Source organism: Pseudomonas sp. NPDC089918, from assembly GCF_050280605.1.
Lineage (GTDB): Bacteria > Pseudomonadota > Gammaproteobacteria > Pseudomonadales > Pseudomonadaceae > Aquipseudomonas.
This window is the reverse complement of sequence record NZ_JBNNVP010000072.1, coordinates 1-15953: the sequence shown is the minus strand read 5'-3', so window position 1 is coordinate 15953 and position 15953 is coordinate 1. Positions and strand designations below refer to the sequence as shown.

Annotated in this window: 16 protein-coding genes and 2 pseudogenes; 8 read left to right on the top strand and 10 right to left on the bottom strand. The window is 59.2% G+C overall.

What is annotated here, in order from left to right; translation table 11 throughout:
* Positions 1-180: 180 nt before the first annotated feature.
* Complete coding sequence (locus ACQKPC_RS29195; RefSeq protein WP_192342572.1) at positions 181-690, bottom strand: DUF1993 domain-containing protein; 510 nt, start codon at positions 688-690, stop codon at positions 181-183.
* A gap of 140 nt (positions 691-830) precedes the next feature.
* Between ACQKPC_RS29195 and ACQKPC_RS29190 the strand changes: the two genes are divergently transcribed.
* A complete protein-coding gene (locus ACQKPC_RS29190) occupies positions 831-1478 on the top strand; it encodes a YceH family protein (protein ID WP_063343056.1) in 648 nt (215 codons plus the stop codon).
* A 184-nt stretch (positions 1479-1662) separates the two neighbouring features.
* Here the strand turns inward: ACQKPC_RS29190 and ACQKPC_RS29185 are convergent.
* A pseudogene (locus ACQKPC_RS29185) lies at positions 1663-1962 on the bottom strand (cupin domain-containing protein); the annotation flags it as partial.
* 19 nt (positions 1963-1981) lie between these two features.
* Positions 1982-2800 (bottom strand): shikimate 5-dehydrogenase, encoded by an 819-nt coding sequence (locus ACQKPC_RS29180; protein WP_427628101.1) that lies wholly within the window; start codon positions 2798-2800, stop codon positions 1982-1984.
* Positions 2801-3039: 239 nt separating this feature from the next.
* Here ACQKPC_RS29180 and ACQKPC_RS29175 point away from each other — a divergent pair, with 239 nt between their 5' ends.
* The 3 genes from ACQKPC_RS29175 to ACQKPC_RS29165 all read left to right on the top strand — a co-directional run bounded on the left by ACQKPC_RS29175 (position 3040) and on the right by ACQKPC_RS29165 (position 4086).
* Positions 3040-3414 (top strand): hypothetical protein, encoded by a 375-nt coding sequence (locus tag ACQKPC_RS29175; protein WP_063343055.1) that lies wholly within the window; start codon positions 3040-3042, stop codon positions 3412-3414.
* A gap of 194 nt (positions 3415-3608) precedes the next feature.
* Complete coding sequence (locus ACQKPC_RS29170) at positions 3609-3803, top strand: hypothetical protein (protein WP_008011397.1); 195 nt, start codon at positions 3609-3611, stop codon at positions 3801-3803.
* A gap of 100 nt (positions 3804-3903) precedes the next feature.
* A complete protein-coding gene (locus ACQKPC_RS29165) occupies positions 3904-4086 on the top strand; it encodes a hypothetical protein (RefSeq protein WP_427628099.1) in 183 nt (60 codons plus the stop codon).
* Here ACQKPC_RS29165 and ACQKPC_RS29160 read toward each other — a convergent pair.
* Entirely contained in the window at positions 4083-5144 is a 1062-nt protein-coding gene (locus tag ACQKPC_RS29160) for an AI-2E family transporter (RefSeq protein WP_427628097.1), read from the bottom strand. The two genes, ACQKPC_RS29165 and ACQKPC_RS29160, sit on opposite strands and share 4 nt — an antisense overlap.
* 162 nt (positions 5145-5306) lie before the next feature.
* Between ACQKPC_RS29160 and yegQ the strand changes: the two genes are divergently transcribed.
* Positions 5307-6644 carry a tRNA 5-hydroxyuridine modification protein YegQ gene (gene yegQ, locus ACQKPC_RS29155; protein ID WP_427628095.1) on the top strand — a complete coding sequence of 446 codons (1338 nt, stop codon included), beginning with the start codon at positions 5307-5309 and terminating at the stop codon, positions 6642-6644.
* Between the two features lie 61 nt (positions 6645-6705).
* On the opposite strand, the gene ACQKPC_RS29150 is transcribed toward yegQ, so the two are convergent.
* The 3 genes from ACQKPC_RS29150 to ACQKPC_RS29140 all read right to left on the bottom strand — a co-directional run bounded on the left by ACQKPC_RS29150 (position 6706) and on the right by ACQKPC_RS29140 (position 9956).
* The gene (locus ACQKPC_RS29150; protein WP_007907744.1) at positions 6706-7950 is read right to left on the bottom strand and encodes a lipoprotein-releasing ABC transporter permease subunit; all 1245 of its coding nucleotides are present in this window, start codon (positions 7948-7950) and stop codon (positions 6706-6708) included.
* A 64-nt stretch (positions 7951-8014) separates the two neighbouring features.
* Positions 8015-8698 (bottom strand): lipoprotein-releasing ABC transporter ATP-binding protein LolD, encoded by a 684-nt coding sequence (gene lolD / locus ACQKPC_RS29145; RefSeq protein WP_020700644.1) that lies wholly within the window; start codon positions 8696-8698, stop codon positions 8015-8017.
* A 7-nt stretch (positions 8699-8705) separates the two neighbouring features.
* Positions 8706-9956 (bottom strand): lipoprotein-releasing ABC transporter permease subunit, encoded by a 1251-nt coding sequence (locus ACQKPC_RS29140; RefSeq protein ID WP_427628092.1) that lies wholly within the window; start codon positions 9954-9956, stop codon positions 8706-8708.
* A gap of 94 nt (positions 9957-10050) precedes the next feature.
* Here ACQKPC_RS29140 and ACQKPC_RS29135 point away from each other — a divergent pair, with 94 nt between their 5' ends.
* Positions 10051-10632 carry a PilZ domain-containing protein gene (locus tag ACQKPC_RS29135; protein ID WP_123496503.1) on the top strand — a complete coding sequence of 194 codons (582 nt, stop codon included), beginning with the start codon at positions 10051-10053 and terminating at the stop codon, positions 10630-10632.
* Between the two features lie 14 nt (positions 10633-10646).
* The gene (locus tag ACQKPC_RS29130) at positions 10647-11369 is read left to right on the top strand and encodes a glycerophosphodiester phosphodiesterase (RefSeq protein WP_007907751.1); all 723 of its coding nucleotides are present in this window, start codon (positions 10647-10649) and stop codon (positions 11367-11369) included.
* 42 nt (positions 11370-11411) lie between these two features.
* On the opposite strand, the gene sthA is transcribed toward ACQKPC_RS29130, so the two are convergent.
* Positions 11412-12806, bottom strand: coding sequence for a Si-specific NAD(P)(+) transhydrogenase (gene sthA, locus ACQKPC_RS29125; protein ID WP_008073074.1), 1395 nt, complete (start codon positions 12804-12806; stop codon positions 11412-11414).
* A gap of 206 nt (positions 12807-13012) precedes the next feature.
* Positions 13013-14062, bottom strand: coding sequence for an FAD:protein FMN transferase (locus ACQKPC_RS29120; protein WP_427628090.1), 1050 nt, complete (start codon positions 14060-14062; stop codon positions 13013-13015).
* Positions 14063-14263: 201 nt separating this feature from the next.
* Here ACQKPC_RS29120 and ACQKPC_RS29115 point away from each other — a divergent pair, with 201 nt between their 5' ends.
* Entirely contained in the window at positions 14264-15562 is a 1299-nt protein-coding gene (locus ACQKPC_RS29115; protein ID WP_427628089.1) for an MFS transporter, read from the top strand.
* A gap of 299 nt (positions 15563-15861) precedes the next feature.
* On the opposite strand, the pseudogene ACQKPC_RS29110 reads toward ACQKPC_RS29115, so the two are convergent.
* A pseudogene (locus tag ACQKPC_RS29110) lies at positions 15862-15953 on the bottom strand (GTP cyclohydrolase FolE2); the annotation flags it as partial.

The following is a 15953-nucleotide window of genomic DNA, read 5'->3' as shown; positions in this document are numbered from 1 at the left end:
CAGCACCAGCAGGGCGACGAGGCCGACGAGCAGCAGTTCACGATGATGTCGACTGACACTCCGTCTTCGCGAGCAAGCCCGCTCCCACAGGTTCCGCGGCAAGCCTGGCTCCTACAGAAGGCAAAATGAAAAAGCCCGCCAAGGCTTACACCTTGGCGGGCTTTTTTGTATCTGGGCGGTTTAGAACGCGCCCATGTAATCGCGCTTGCCCACTTCCACGCCGTTGTGACGCAGCAGTGCGTAAGCGGTGGTCACGTGGAAGAAGAACTGCGGCAAACCATAGCTCAGCAGGTAAGCCTGGCCAGTGAAGCGCTTCTCTTTAGGCGTGCCTGGACGGGTAACGATCTCGATGCCTTCCTTGCCGTCGATCTGCTCGGGTTTGATCTCGCCGATGAAAGCCAGAACCTTGGCGATCAACGCTTGCAGTTCGGCGAAGGTGGTTTCGGTGTCATCGTATTTCGGCAGTTCGACTTCAGCCAGACGCGCCGAAACACCTTTGGCGAAATCGACGGCGATCTGCACCTGACGCACCAGCGGGAACATGTCCGGGTACAGACGGGCTTGCAGGAACGCGTTCGGATCAATATTTTTCGCGCTAGCGTGGGCTTCGGCCTTGCTCAGGTTGTTGCTCAGGGCATTGAGCATTTGCTGGAAAACCGGAACGGAAGCGGCGTACAGGGAAATAGTCATGATGGTCTCGTGTGGTGACAGGAGTAAAAACGTGGAGCGATTATAGCCATGCCCGACCGCCCTGCGGCTTGTCTTTTATCCTGCAAGGATTAGGCTAGGCGGCTTCGACTGCATGCTTCGACTGCATAGGGAAAAGCGCGATGAGCACTGAGCAAGAAACGACCTCCGACGAACCGCGGCTCAACAGCACGGAAATCCGCATTCTGGGCTCGTTGATCGAGAAACAGGCCACCAGCCCGGAAACCTATCCGCTGACGCTTAATGCGCTGGTGATTGCCTGCAACCAGAAAACCAGCCGCGAACCGGTGATGAACCTCAGCCAGGGCCAGGTCGGCCAGAGCCTGCGCGTTCTGGAAGGTCGCGGTTTTACCCGGTTGGTGATGGGCAGCCGTGCCGACCGTTGGGAGCATCGGGTCGACAAGGCGCTGGAGCTGGTGCCGGCGCAGGTGATTCTGACGGGGCTGTTGTTTCTGCGCGGCCCGCAGACGGTCAACGAACTGCTGACCCGCAGCGGCCGCATGCATGACTTCGAAGATGCCGAGCAGGTGGTGCATCAACTGGAGCGCTTGATCGCCAGGGGTCTGGCGCTGTTGATCCCGCGCCAGGCCGGCCAGCGCGAAGACCGTTACATGCATGCACTGGGCGATCCGGCGGATATCGAAGTGATCCTGGCTGCCCGGCAAAATCCTGTGGAGCGTGGCACCAGTGGCGGTGTGTCGGTAGAGCGAATCGAAGAGCTTGAAGCGCGGATCGCGGCGCTGGAAGAGCGACTGGCACGCCTCGAATAAACGCCTTGTTCGCGATGTACGAAGTCCTTGTGGCGAGGGAGCTTGCTCCCGCTGGGTCGCGAAGCGGCCCCAAACCTGTCAACGCATTACGTCTGGCTCACCGGGTTTGCCTGCCTTGCGACTGCTTCGCAGCCGAACGGGAGCAAGCTCCCTCGCCACAGGGTTCGCGCTCAACTCTGAACTGCTACTCGCCATCCCAATAATCCACGCCATCGGCCTGCCTGGCGACGGCGACGAAGCCTGAAGCATTGCCCTGGGCATCGACCTTGAAGTCGTCCATCACCACGTATTTGCCGGAATCCGGGTATTCGCAAATGTCCGGTGATTGCTGGCTGCTGACCGCCAGATAGCGCAATTCGCCGTTGCTGGTGTTGATGATCTGGTGCGCGGCTTCAGGACCACCCGCCGGGCAGGCAATCACATCACCAGCGCGGATCGGAAAGCGTTCGGCACCCAGGCGAATCTCCCCCTCCCCGCCCGCGATTGGCCAGTACAGTCAACTGTCAGCTGCGGGCAAACGCCACGGCTTTCTGGAACTGCTCATCGGTCGGCCGCACGCCGGTGTACAACACGAACTGTTCCAGTGCCTGGATCGCAATCACTTCCAGCCCGGTGATCACCCGCTTGCCTTCGGCACGACCGCGCACGATCAGTGGTGTTTCCGAGGGGATCGCCACCACATCGAAGACAGTTTCCGCCGCAGCGATAGCGTCAGGCTCAAACGCCAGTTGATCGGCCTCCGGCCCGCCGGTCATGCCGATGGGCGTGACGTTGATCAGCATCTGCGGGCGTTGAGCGCCCAACTCCGCCTGCCAGTGATAACCCAACGATTCAGCCAAGGCATGCCCGGCACGCTCGTTACGGGCCACGATCAGGCCGTTTTTGTAGCCGCCATCGCGCAAGGCACTGGCCACAGCCTTGGCCATGCCGCCACTGCCACGCAGGGCAAAGGTCGAATCCTTGGGCACCTGATGGGTTTCAAGCAACTGGGCGATGGCAATGTAATCGGTGTTGTAGGCCTTGAGGTGACCGTTGGTATTGACGATAGTGTTGATCGATTGGATGGCCTCAGCCGATGCATCCAGCTCATCGACCAACGCAATACAAGCTTCCTTGAACGGCATCGACACCCCGCAACCCCGGATCCCCAAGGCGCGGATGCCGCCCACGGCGCCCGGCAAGTCCTGGCTGCTGAAGGCCTTGTAGTAAAAATTCAGGCCCAATTGTTCGTACAGATGGTTGTGAAACCGCAGGCCGAAGTTGCCGGGGCGCCCCGAGAGTGACATGCACAGCTGAGTGTCTCTGTTGGGGTTCATCTGCATTGGAATCTCCTTCAATAGCACTTTCGGATGGACGGGATTAGCCACTTCACCGGTTCTGATTGATCATAAAAGCCAGTCTGCACTTGGCACACAGCCGTAAAGAAGCCGGTACAGACCTTACACAAAATTTACCCAACGGCTGTGCTGATTTTCAAAAAAATACTGTCTTAGAAGTATCCCCGCGACAACTTGTGTCTATTGCAGACGCGAGCGCCGGGTCGAAGAACCGAGGACTTATCATGATCCGTAAAATCCCCACAGTAGCCTTGCTGATCGGTGCTCTTGCTATCGCAGGGCAGGCAGAAGCAGGTGGTCGTGGTCATGGCGGCTGGGAAGGTCCGGCTGTGTTTGGTGCGATCGTCGGCTCGGCAATCATTGGCTCAGCAATAATCAGCCGCGACCGTCCAGTGTATGTGGAGCAACCGGTCTACGTTCAGCCACAACCGGTGTACGTGCAGCCACCGCCTGTTTATTACCAACCGGCGCCGGTCTACGTTCAACAACCGATGTACTACCGCCCGGCACCGATCTATTACGGTCCGCCACGCGGGTATGGCCCACCACGCGGCTATTACGGCCCTCCCCATGGTTATTATCGTGGCGACCGCTGGTAATACGCTCATCAGGCCCCGCTTTAAAAGCGGGGCCTTTTTTGTGACCACTGGCTGGACGAAGTCTGAATAAATCTCGCCAAGGTCGCTGTCGGGACAGTACCGGCCGGTAAAGTTGGTCATATTTATGTCATGTCCGATCCGCAAGCTTGGATCTGTCCGTAAACAACAGGTTGATAAAAACAAGGACGACCTTCATGCCCACACAAAACCCGCATCGCATTGTCGGCTTATGCACTTCCGACAAGGTGTACAACGCACTGACCGAACTCAAACACCTGGAAGGCCATCGCAGCGCAAAATTTCTTTCGCTGCTGGCAGAAAACCTGGTGCGCAAAGGCCTGCTCAATGAGCAGGAGGTGGTGCATATGCTCGATCTAGTGGTGGATTGACCGCAGAACTCATTGGCATCAATGACGACTATCGAAAGCGTTGATTGTCCGTTCAAGCGTCCGATCCGTAAGGTAGCTCCATAGATTAATGGAGGTACTTATGACTCAGGTTCAGATCATGTCCGTTATCGGCAGCGCCGTACCCGCATCGCTCAGAGCGCGGGGGTTACTCGCTTGTTGGTATCTGATGCAGGACGGCGAGCCTATCAGCGGTCCACTCACCTCGCTTCCCGCCGCCCAAGCCATGTCGCAACGTATCGGCTCGGGCCAGCTCAGCGCTTAAGGCAGCTGAACCTTGGGCTTGGAATCGATGAAAATCGCCCAGCTCGACACGAACAACGCCGCGATCAACGGCCCGATGACAAAACCGTTCAGGCCAAAAAGCGCCAGGCCGCCCAGGGTCGAGATGAGAATCAAGTAGTCCGGCATTTTGGTGTCCTTGCCCACCAGGATCGGTCGCAGGACGTTGTCCACCAGGCCGATCACGAACACTCCGAACAAGGTCAGCACGGTGGCCTGCCAGATCGCGCCGCTGAACAGGAAATACGCCGCCACCGGTACCCAGACGATCCCCGCCCCCACCGCCGGCAACAGCGACAGAAACGCCATCAACACCGCCCAGAGCAGCACGCTCGGGATGTCCAGAAACCAGAAAATTAAACCACCCAATGCCCCTTGCGTGATCGCCACCACCACATTGCCCTTCACCGTGGCCCGCACCACTCGATTGAACTTGAGTTGCAAACGACGTTTCTGGTTGTCTTCCAGCGGTATCGCCGCACGTACTTTACGTGCCAGTTCGGACCCGTCCCGCAGGAAGAAAAACAGCAGGTACAGCATGACGAAAAAGCTCACCACGAATTCGAACGTGCCCTGACCAAAGTTGAACGCCTTGGTCGCGACAAACTGGCTGCCCTGCATCGTGCTCTTGATGATGTTCTCCCGAAGCCCGCTCAGCTCACCCATGCCGAAACGGTCGAGCAAGTACTGAACATAGGGCGGCAGACTTTGCTTGAACTGCAACACATACCCGGCGATGTCCAGTTCACCGCTTTCGATTCGGTTGTACAGCGCCGCACCTTCCTGAACCAGCAAGGTACTGATGGTGATTACCGGCAGGATCGCGATCACCACACAGAGACTCAAAGTGAACAGGGCCGTCAGGTTGCGTGGCCAGCCGAACCTCTGTTGCAACTGATGCTGCAAGGGCGAAAACAGAATGCCGAGGATGACCGCCCAGAACACCGCACCATAGAGCGGCAGCAGAATCCATATGAAGGCAATGCTCACCAGGGTCAGCAAGACCATCAGCGAGGTGTTTTGCAGCTTCGTTTCGTTCATGTCCGATCCATGTCAGTGCACAGGGGCGCCAACGCGCGTCTTGATGTTTAGTCCGCCACGGCTCGCGCGAGTGCCATCCGTTTTTCATCAAGCATAGATCCAGATCAATAAACCCCGCGGGCAAGCCGCTTACCCTTGCCGGCTTTTGCGATCGACACTGCCATGACCAGCGCCATAACGCTCACGCCCCCGGAACTGCTCGCCCCCGCCGGCACCCTGAAAAACATGCGTTATGCCTTCGCCTATGGCGCCGACGCGGTGTACGCCGGCCAGCCGCGCTACAGCCTGCGGGTGCGCAACAACGAATTCGATCACGCCAACCTCGCGCTCGGCATCGCCGAGGCCCAGGCTCAGGGCAAGCGTTTCTATGTGGTGGTGAACATCGCCCCGCACAACGCCAAGCTCAAAACATTCTTGAAGGACCTGGAACCGGTGATCGCCATGGCGCCGGACGCGCTGATCATGTCCGACCCGGGCCTGATCATGCTGGTGCGCCGGCACTTCCCGCAGATGCCGATCCACTTGTCAGTGCAGGCCAACACGGTGAACTGGGCCAGCGTCGAGTTCTGGCAGCAACAGGGCTTGAGCCGGATCATCCTGTCCCGCGAACTGTCGCTGGAAGAGATCGCAGAAATCCGCCAGCAGGTCCCGGCGATGGAGCTGGAAGTGTTCGTCCACGGCGCGTTGTGCATGGCCTATTCCGGGCGCTGTCTGTTGTCGGGTTATATGAACAAGCGCGACGCCAATCAGGGCAGTTGCACCAACGCCTGTCGCTGGAAATACTCGGCGACACCGGCCAGCGAAAATCAGCTTGGCGAAATCGTTCAGCAGTTCCGTCCCGAACCGACCCTGGGCATCGGCGCGCCGACCGATCAAGTGTTCCTGCTACAAGAAGCCAATCGCCCTGACGAACTGATGCCGGCATTCGAGGATGAACACGGCACCTACATCATGAACGCCAAGGACCTGCGCGCCGTCCAGCATGTCGAGCGCCTGACGCAGATGGGCGTGCATTCATTGAAGATCGAAGGCCGGACCAAATCGCACTTCTATTGCGCGCGCACCACCCAGGTGTATCGCCGCGCGATCGATGATGCGGTGGCTGGCCGAGCGTTTGATCGCAGCTTGATGACCGACCTGGAATCCCTGGCCCAACGTGGCTATACCGAAGGTTTTCTGCGTCGACATGTGCATGACGAATATCAGAATTACCAGAACGGCAGCTCGGTTTCAGAGCGTCAGCAGTTCGTGGGCGAGCTGACTGGCGAACGCCGGGATCGGCTGGCCGAGGTGCGGGTAAAGAATCGCTTTGGTCTGGGCGATCACATGGAACTGATGACGCCCAAGGGTAATTTCCACTTCGACTTGCATCAGTTGCAGGACGTCAAAGGTGAGGCCGTTGAAGTGGCGCCGGGGGATGGGCACACGGTGTATTTACCGATACCGGACGCGGTGGATTTGCGCTTTGGGTTGTTAATGCGCGATGTCAGCATGAGTTAAGAAATTTGAGCGACAAGCCCCCTTTAGGAGCGAGGCTTGCCCGCGAAAGCGATGTAATGACTTACGAATACCGCAACGCCGTAGCCGGCTCGACTTTCGCCGCCCGCCACGCTGGATACACCGTCGCCAAAAAGCTCATGATGAAACCGGCGGAACAGATCAACAACACATCCGCGCCCTGCAGCTCCGATGGCAAGTTACTGACAAAGTACACATCGGAACTGAAGATGTGTTGCCCGCTGACCCGCTCCATCCAGCCCACCAGTTCACTGACGTTCAGCGCTGCGATCACGCCCAGTACGCCGCCAATCAAGGTGCCGACAACCCCGATCACCGTGCCCTGCACCATGAAGATCGCCATGATCTGCCGAGGCGTCGCGCCGATGGTGCGGAGGATTGCGATGTCCGCGCCCTTGTCGTTCACCACCATGATCAGGGTCGCAATGATGTTGAACGCCGCCACCGCGACGATCATCAGCAACAGTAGGCCGATCATGGTTTTTTCCATCTTCATCGCGCTGAACAGACTGCCCTGGGTGTGGGTCCAGTCGTCAGCCTTGTAGGCAGCGCCCAGGCCTGTCGCGATGTCGCTCGACACTTGCGGCGCGGCGTACAGATCCTTCACCGCCAGGCGCACGCTCTGCACCTGATTCGGCTGCCAGTGTTGCATCTGCGCGGCATCGGCGACGTGGATCAGCGCCATGGAGCCGTCCAGCTCGGCGCCAACCTTGAACACGCCCACCACGTTCAGCCGCTGCATGCGCGGGGTGATGCCGCCCGGTGCGGTGCTGATTTCCGGCACGATCAGGGTGATCTTGTCGCCGACGTTCAAGCGAAAGCGCCGCGCAGTGATCTCACCGATCACCACGCCAAACTCGCCGGGCTTCAAGGCGTCCAGACGCCCCTGAACAATGTGCTTGGCAACGATCGAGACCTTGCCTTCCAGCGCCGGGTCGACACCGCTGACCTGGATCGGCTGCATCGTGCCCTTATAGGACAGCATGCCTTCCATCTCGGTGAAGGGCACCGCCGCCGTCACTTCAGGATTCTTCATCGCCGCGGCGGCCACCGGCTGCCAATCATCGATAGGGTTCACGCCGACGATAGTCGCGTGGGGCACCATGCCGAGGATGCGCGAGCTCATTTCGCGCTGGAAGCCGTTCATTACCGACAACACCACGATCATCGCCAACACGCCCAGGGCGAGGCCGATCATCGAGGTCATCGATATGAAGGAAACAAAGCGATTGCGGCGCTTGGCGCGGGTATAGCGCGCGCCGATAAAGATCGATAACGGTCTGAACATTCGCTGGGCACCGTATAAAAATAAAAGACCCGACGTACTGTTCAGTACGTCGGGTTTCGGTCAATCAGATGGGTGTCAGGTAACCTTCCTGCAAATGCAGGACGCGATCCATCTGGCGGGCCAGGTTCATGTCATGGGTCACCACCAGAAACGCGGTGCGCATCGAGGTGCTGAGTTCCAGCATCAAATCCTGAATGCCCTGGGCGGTGTGGGAGTCGAGGTTGCCGGTCGGCTCATCGAGCATCACCAGGCCTGGCTTGTTCACCAGGGCACGGGCAATGGCCACACGCTGGCGTTCGCCACCGGACAATTCCGCCGGTTTGTGCTCCAGACGATGGCCCAGCCCTACCCGCTCCAGCAACGCCGTCGCACGCTGACGCGCTTCCGGGATCGCGGTTTTACCGATCAGCAGCGGCATGCAGACGTTTTCCAGCGCGGTGAACTCAGGCAGCAAGTGGTGGAACTGGTAAACGAAACCCAGCGACCGATTGCGCAGCAGGCCACGGGCCTTTTCATTCAGTGCCGAGAGCTCTTCACCGGCCAGCCAGACGCTGCCCTTGGTCGGCGTATCGAGGCCGCCCAGCAGGTTGAGCAAGGTACTTTTGCCCGAACCCGACGTACCGACGATCGCCACGCGCTCACCAGGGTGCAGCTCCAGTTGCAGACCGGCCAGAACCTCTACCGATTCCGGGCCTTCCACGTAGGATTTGCCCAGGTTGCGGCAGCTCAAGATTGCTTTATCACTCATGCCCGACTCACTCATAACGTAGCGCCTCCGCAGGCTGGGTGCGCGCGGCACGCCAGGCTGGATACAGGGTGGCGAGGAAACTCAGAACCAACGCGGCGGCGCAGACCATCAACACGTCCTGGCTCTGCACTTGCGACGGCAGGTAATCGATGAAGTACACGTCGGCGTTGAGGAACTTGTGGCCGATCAGCCCTTCAAGGGCGGAGATCGCGGCGCTGACGTTCAGCGCGGCGAAGATGCCGACCACAGCGCCGATCAGCGTACCGACCACGCCAATGACCGTGCCCTGGACCATGAAGATCGCCATGATCTGCCCCGGCGTAGAACCCAGGGTGCGCAGGATCGCGATGTCGCCCTTCTTGTCGTTCACCACCATTACCAGCGTGGAGATGATGTTGAACGCCGCCACGGCGACGATCAGCAGCAACAGCAGGCCGATCATGGCTTTTTCCATGCGGATCGCTTGATACAGGTTGCCGTGGGTGCGGGTCCAGTCGCGGGCGTAATACTTGTCTTCGCCGAGTTGCTGGGCGATGGTCCACGCAGTTCGTGGGGCCTGGAACAGGTCATCGAACTTCAACCGCAGGCCCTGGACCTGATCCGGCTGCCAGCGGTGCAGCTTCGCCAGATCCTGCAAATTGGTGATGCCCAGATAGCCGTCAATCTCACCGGCGCCGACGTGGAAGATGCCGACCACGGTAAAGCGTTTCATGCGCGGGAACATCCCGGCCGGGGTCACGGTGACTTCCGGCGCGACAAACGTCAGTTTGTCGCCGACCGCCACGCCGAGTTTGGCCGCGGCCTTGTCGCCGATGACGATGCCGAAACTGCCCGGCGCCAGGTCATCGAGTTTGCCCTGCTGCATGAAGTTATCAATGATCGACACCTGCCGTTCCTGCACAGGGTCGATGGCATTGAGCAGCACCTTGGAGACCTTGCCGTTGTTGGTCAGCAGGCCCTGCATCTGGACGAAGGGCGCAACCGCCGCCACCTGCGGGTTCTGCTTGACCTTGGCGGCCAGGCTTTGCCAGTCGCTGATCGGCTCACCGGACTCGATGGTCGCGTGGGGCACCATGCCCAGCACGCGGGTGCGCATCTCATGATCGAAGCCGTTCATGACCGACAGCACGACGATCATCACGACCACGCCAAGGGCGAGTCCGATCATCGAGGTCAGGGAAATGAACGACACAAAATGATTGCGACGCTTTGCACGGGTATAACGCGTGCCAATAAATACGAAGAGAGGTCTGAACATGTCGGGGCTTGTTCGGAGGGAAAAGGAACGTCCTTGTGGCGGGGGTCGATAACCAGCTTTACACTCAGACCACCGCCGCTACCATGGGTTCGCCATGTCGACATTAGATGAAGAAGATCGCCGCGAATACTACCGTATCGAGGACACGATCGCACTGGAAATTCGGCCCCTGTCTGCTCCCGAAGCCGCAGGCCAGGAAGTGTTGCAGGATGCTTCCCCTCTATTCAACCTGCTCAGCGAACTGCACCTGAGCGAATTCGAGTCGCAACACCTGTTGCGACAGATCAGCGAACGCGACCGGACCATCGCCGCGTTCCTGAAATCCCAGAACAAACGCATCGATCTGCTGAGCCAGGTGGTCGCCCTGACCGTGCTCGGACAGATCGGCGAACCGCAGCCGGTCATCCTCTCCGAAGGAGGTATCGACTTCCAGCATCCGACGCCCATCGCCACTGGCGCGCACCTGTCGGTCAAGCTGGTACTCATGCCGCAAGCCCTTGGCCTGTTGCTGCGTGCCCGCGTCACCCATTGCGACCGCAAGGGCGAAGGCTACGATGTCGGCACCGAGTTCGAATATCTGTCCGATGCCCAGCGGCAATTGCTGGCTCGTTACATCTTGCAGCGACAGGCACAAGAACGACGCCTGGCCCGCGAACAAAACGAATCAGGCATTTAATTTAAGGAAGAACCGTGACCCTCATCTACGGCCATCGCGGCGCCAAGGGCGAAGCACCGGAAAACACCCTGACCAGCTTTCAGGAATGCCTCAAGCACGGCGTACGCCGTTGCGAACTGGACCTGCACCTGTCCAGGGACGGCGAGTTGATGGTGATCCACGACCCGACCCTCAAACGCACCACCGAGCGTCGCGGCAAAGTAGTCGAACATACCGCCGCGGAGCTGGTGACCTACGACGCGCGCAAGGGCGGCCCGGGCTGGATCAAACCCTGCCCGATTCCAACGTTGGAAGAATTGTTCGAGAAATGTGATTTCGATCACTGGCAACTGGAAGTCAAAAGCGCTTCACGCACCCGCGCCGCGACCACCGTGCTGGCGATTCGGGAAATGGCGCAGCGTTTCGGTATGCGGGACAAGATCACGATTACGTCGAGTTCACGCGAAGTGTTGAAAGCCGCGCTGGACCTGGTGCCGGACGTGTCTCGCGGTTTGGTGGCCGAGTATGCCTGGCTCGACCCGTTGAAGGTCGCGCAAAACTATGGCTGTGAGATTCTGGCGCTGAACTGGACCCTGTGTACGCCGGAACGCCTGCAGAAGGCGCAGCGTCAAGGGCTGCATGTGTCGGTGTGGACAGTCAACGAGCCCGCGCTGATGCGCAGACTCGCCGACTTCGGCGTTGACAGCCTGATTACAGACTTTCCCGGTTTGGCCACTGCCACGCTCGAGAATTGCTGAAATCGGTCTCCCCGGCCGGCTCAGGCCACCGGCCGGAGCCGCTCAAAAAAGCCGGTTGAGGCCATCGTACGCCGCTACCCGATAGGCTTCAGCCATGGTCGGGTAGTTGAACGTCGTGTTGACGAAGTACTTCAGGGTGTTCTGTTCGCCCGGCTGGCTCATGATCGCCTGACCGATGTGCACGATCTCCGACGCCTGATAACCGAAGCAGTGAACGCCCAGCACTTCCAGGGTATCGCGGTGGAACAGGATCTTCAGCATGCCTTGCGGTTCGCCGGCAATCTGCGCACGCGCCATGCCTTTGAAGAACGCCTTGCCCACTTCATACGGCACCTTGGCCTGAGTCAGCTCCTGCTCGTTCTTGCCGATCGAGCTGATCTCCGGAATGGTGTAGATGCCGGTTGGCACATCGTTAACGAAGCGCCAGCTGCCATTGTCGACAATGCTGCCAGCGGCCGAACGCCCCTGATCGTGCGCGGCACTGGCCAGGCTCGGCCAACCGATCACATCACCGGCGCCATAAATATTTGGCACGCAGGTGCGGTAGTTTTCGTCGACTTCGATCTGGCCACGGCTGTTGACCTTCACGCCGATATTTTCCAGACCCAGCTGATCGGTGTTGCCGGTACGACCGTTGCACCAGAGCAAGGCATCGGCCTTGATCTTCTTGCCGGACTTCAGGTGCAGGATCACACCGTTGTCCACGCCTTCGACGCGATCGTAGTCTTCGTTGTGGCGAACCGTGATGTTGTTGTTGCTGAAGTGGTAACTCAACGCCTGGGAAATTTCCGAGTCGAGGAAGCTCAGCAACTGACCGCGGTTGTCCACCAGCTCAACCAGCACACCCAGGCCACTGAAGATCGAGGCGTATTCGCAACCGATCACACCAGCGCCGTAAACGATGAGTTTGCGCGGGGTATGGCCAAGGCTGAGGATGGTGTCGCTATCGTAGATACGCGGGTGATGGAAATCGATGTCCGCCGGGCGATAAGGGCGCGAACCGGTGGCAATGATGATGTGCTTGGCCACCAGTTTTTCGACCACGCCATTGGCGCAGACCACTTCGATGGTTTGCTCGTCAGCGAAGCTGCCGGTACCGAAGAACACGTCGACACGGTTACGGGCGTAGTAACCGGTGCGCGAGGCAACTTGTTTGGAGATGACTTTTTCGGCGCTTTTCAAAACGTCCGGGAACGAGAACCAGCGCGGCTCACCAATGGCCCGAAACATCGGGTTGGTGTTGAACTGCATGATCTGCCGGACCGAGTGACGCAAGGCCTTGGACGGGATGGTGCCCAGGTGGGTGCAGTTGCCGCCGACCTGGCGACGACTATCGACCATCGCCACCTTGCGCCCTGCTTTGGCGGCATTCATTGCCGCGCCTTCTCCGGCCGGGCCGGAACCCAACACCACCACGTCGTAGTTGTAGACAGCCATGCATACTCCTCAGAACAGGCCGCGGCGCCCTCGGCACCTGCGGCTAAATCACGCCGATCTGCGGCGTGAAGGAACAATTTGGGGCCAGTGCAGAACCCGGACACAGTCTATAGAAGCGTCAACGCCGGGCACATTAACCCTTGGTCGCGTCGTAGGCTAGTTTTGCCTGCACTACAACGCCATCAAAAACGCTTTTGATGCCGCAATCACTTGGTTTTCTCACCCACCAGGCGCTCAAAAGCCTGATTGGTGCGTGTGACGAAACCTGTATCGGCACGAATCACAAAGAATGCACCAATGTCATGGGTTTGGGCATAGTCCCAACCCCGTTCAGGACCGAGAATCAGCAACAGCGTCGATAGGCCATCGGCCATTAACGCTGAAGGATGAATGACTGTGACTGACGCCAGGGTGTGTAGGACTGGTGCACCGCTGCGGGCATCGAAGGTGTGGGAATAGCGCTGGCCACCCTGCTCGAAATAATTACGGTAGTCACCGGAGGTGGACACGCCATAGCCGTCGATGGCGATGATTTTTTGCACGACTTGCTGATCGTCTCGGGGTTCTTCCAGGGCGATGCGCCAAGGCGAGCCATCGAGTTTTTTGCCGGCGGCCTTGAGTTCGCCAGTGACTTCAGTCAGGTAACTGTGGATACCCATTGCTTCGAGTTTCGCGGCAATCGTATCGACCGCGTAACCGGCAGCGATGCTGTTGAAGTCGAGCTCGATTGCCACGTCCTTGCACAACTGATCACCGTCTATGCGCAAATGGTTGTGGCCGACGCGTTGCTGCACCTCGGCGAGCGCCTCGGCACTCGGCACTTTTTCCTCTCGCGCTTGCGGCCCGAATCCCCAGAGGTTGAGCAGCGGCTCCACCGTCAGGTCGAAGGAGCCGTCGCTTTGGGATGACAACTGCTCGCCCACACGGATCAATTCGAGCACAGGGCCAGGCATGACCTGACAGCGACCGGCCGGCATTGTGTTGAAGCGTACGGTGTCCGAGTCGCTGCGATAGGTCGAGAATTGTCGATCCACTTCGGCGAGAATATTTTCTACTTCGGCCTGCACCGCTTTCGCCCCCGGCGTGGAGGAATTTCTTACGTATTGGATGGAATAACGACTGCCCATGGTCGGGCCGTCGAAGCGTTCGAGGCTGTCACCGTTGCCGCAACCGGCCAAAACGCCGGCCAGCACCACAAGTCCACCCCACCGTCCAGTTAACAAATCTTCATCTCCCCTCAAAACCGCGCCCGCCATTATGGGCCTCAGAGCGCATGGGAGCGAGGTCTGCCAGCGTCCGTCAGTCAGACGCAAAACCTGTGGGAGCGAGCCTGTGTGGCGAGAGGGCTTGCCCCCGTCCGATTGCGAAGCAATCGTAAATCCGGTCACCGCTATCGCGAGCAGGCTCCCACAGGTGCAGCGTTTTCAAACAAGATTTACCAGCGTGAGTACTTACAAATGTCTTCCAATACGAGCAACGGCAAAGCAATTTTTCGCGTCGTCAGCGGAAACTTCCTGGAGATGTTCGACTTCATGGTCTACGGCTTTTACGCCACGGCCATTGCTAAAACCTTCTTCCCTGCCGACAGCGCTTTCGCTTCCCTGATGCTGTCTTTGGCCACTTTCGGGGCCGGCTTCCTGATGCGTCCGTTGGGGGCGATTTTCCTCGGGGCTTACATCGACCGTCACGGCCGCCGCAAAGGCCTGATCATCACATTGGCAATGATGGCCGCCGGCACACTATTGATTGCCTGCGTGCCGGGTTACGCGACACTGGGTGTCGCGGCGCCGCTGATCGTATTGCTCGGTCGCCTGTTGCAAGGCTTCTCGGCGGGCGTGGAACTGGGCGGTGTGTCGGTGTACCTCGCCGAGATCTCCACACCAGGCCGCAAAGGCTTCTTCGTCAGTTGGCAATCCGCCAGTCAGCAAGCCGCGGTGGTATTCGCCGGCCTGCTCGGCGTGGGTTTGAACCATTGGCTCAGCCCGCAAGAAATGGGTGAATGGGGCTGGCGCGTGCCGTTCCTGATCGGCTGCATGATCGTGCCGGTGATCTTCGTGATCCGCCGTTCGCTGGAAGAAACCCCGGAATTCCAGGCGCGTAAGCACCGCCCTACCTTGCAAGACATTGTCCGCTCGATTGGTCAGAACTTCGGCATCGTCCTCGCCGGCATGGCGCTGGTGGTGATGACCACTGTGTCGTTCTACTTGATCACCGCCTACACCCCTACCTTCGGCAAAGCCGAACTGCATCTGTCGGATCTGGATACGTTGCTGGTGACCGTGTGCATTGGCCTGTCGAATTTCTTCTGGCTGCCGGTGATGGGTTCAGTGTCTGACAGAATCGGGCGCAAACCCCTGCTGTTGGCGGCGACGATTCTGGCGATCCTCACGGCTTATCCAGCGCTGTCATGGCTGGTTGCGAACCCGAGCTTCAGCCATCTGCTGATCGTCGAGTTATGGCTGTCGTTCCTGTATGGCTCGTACAACGGTGCCATGGTGGTGGCCCTGACCGAGATCATGCCGGTGGAAGTTCGCACGACCGGTTTCTCCCTTGCCTACAGCCTGGCGACCGCGACCTTTGGTGGTTTCACACCGGCGGCCTGCACGTATCTGATCCATGTGCTGGACAACAAGGCGGCACCGGGGATCTGGCTCAGTGGCGCGGCGGTGCTGGGGTTGATTGCGACGCTGGTGTTGTTCCGCGGCAATCGTCATGAACTGCGGACTGCGCAGGCAGCAGTAGTGGGTGGCGCCTGATCGATAGCCTTCGCGGGCAAGCCTCGCTCCTACAGAGAAGAGGATCGTTCCCATGCTCTGCGTGGGAATGCAGCCCAGGACGCTCCGCGCCCCTTCCAAAGCTGAACGCAGAGCGTCCGTTGAGGCATTCCCACGCAGAGCGTGGGAACGATCACCCACAAACAAAAACGCCCCGACCAAAGTCGGGGCGTTTTCATATGCGGCTAAGGCTTAGCGCGGGAATGCTGGCGGGTTTACACCGGCCATGTCTTCCATCACGCGAACTACCTGGCAGCTGTAACCGAACTCGTTGTCGTACGCAACTGCAATCGCGCATTGCTGCGTTGGCTATGCGGCGTGGCGACGATGCCTTTCGTGGAACCGAGCCAAGCCAGAACGTCGGCGTGTTGCA

Excerpts from the sequence above, each read along its gene's own strand:
- ACQKPC_RS29195 (WP_192342572.1), bottom strand. The coding sequence starts at position 690 with ATGACTATTTCCCTGTACGCCGCTTCCGTTCCGGTTTTCCAGCAAATG.
- ACQKPC_RS29190 (WP_063343056.1), top strand. The coding sequence starts at position 831 with ATGAGCACTGAGCAAGAAACGACCTCCGACGAACCGCGGCTCAACAGC.
- ACQKPC_RS29180 (WP_427628101.1), bottom strand. The coding sequence starts at position 2,800 with ATGCAGATGAACCCCAACAGAGACACTCAGCTGTGCATGTCACTCTCG.
- ACQKPC_RS29175 (WP_063343055.1), top strand. The coding sequence starts at position 3,040 with ATGATCCGTAAAATCCCCACAGTAGCCTTGCTGATCGGTGCTCTTGCT.
- ACQKPC_RS29170 (WP_008011397.1), top strand. The coding sequence starts at position 3,609 with ATGCCCACACAAAACCCGCATCGCATTGTCGGCTTATGCACTTCCGAC.
- ACQKPC_RS29165 (WP_427628099.1), top strand. The coding sequence starts at position 3,904 with ATGACTCAGGTTCAGATCATGTCCGTTATCGGCAGCGCCGTACCCGCA.
- ACQKPC_RS29160 (WP_427628097.1), bottom strand. The coding sequence starts at position 5,144 with ATGAACGAAACGAAGCTGCAAAACACCTCGCTGATGGTCTTGCTGACC.
- yegQ (WP_427628095.1), top strand. The coding sequence starts at position 5,307 with ATGACCAGCGCCATAACGCTCACGCCCCCGGAACTGCTCGCCCCCGCC.
- ACQKPC_RS29150 (WP_007907744.1), bottom strand. The coding sequence starts at position 7,950 with ATGTTCAGACCGTTATCGATCTTTATCGGCGCGCGCTATACCCGCGCC.
- lolD (WP_020700644.1), bottom strand. The coding sequence starts at position 8,698 with ATGAGTGATAAAGCAATCTTGAGCTGCCGCAACCTGGGCAAATCCTAC.
- ACQKPC_RS29140 (WP_427628092.1), bottom strand. The coding sequence starts at position 9,956 with ATGTTCAGACCTCTCTTCGTATTTATTGGCACGCGTTATACCCGTGCA.
- ACQKPC_RS29135 (WP_123496503.1), top strand. The coding sequence starts at position 10,051 with ATGTCGACATTAGATGAAGAAGATCGCCGCGAATACTACCGTATCGAG.
- sthA (WP_008073074.1), bottom strand. The coding sequence starts at position 12,806 with ATGGCTGTCTACAACTACGACGTGGTGGTGTTGGGTTCCGGCCCGGCC.
- ACQKPC_RS29120 (WP_427628090.1), bottom strand. The coding sequence starts at position 14,062 with ATGGCGGGCGCGGTTTTGAGGGGAGATGAAGATTTGTTAACTGGACGG.
- ACQKPC_RS29115 (WP_427628089.1), top strand. The coding sequence starts at position 14,264 with ATGTCTTCCAATACGAGCAACGGCAAAGCAATTTTTCGCGTCGTCAGC.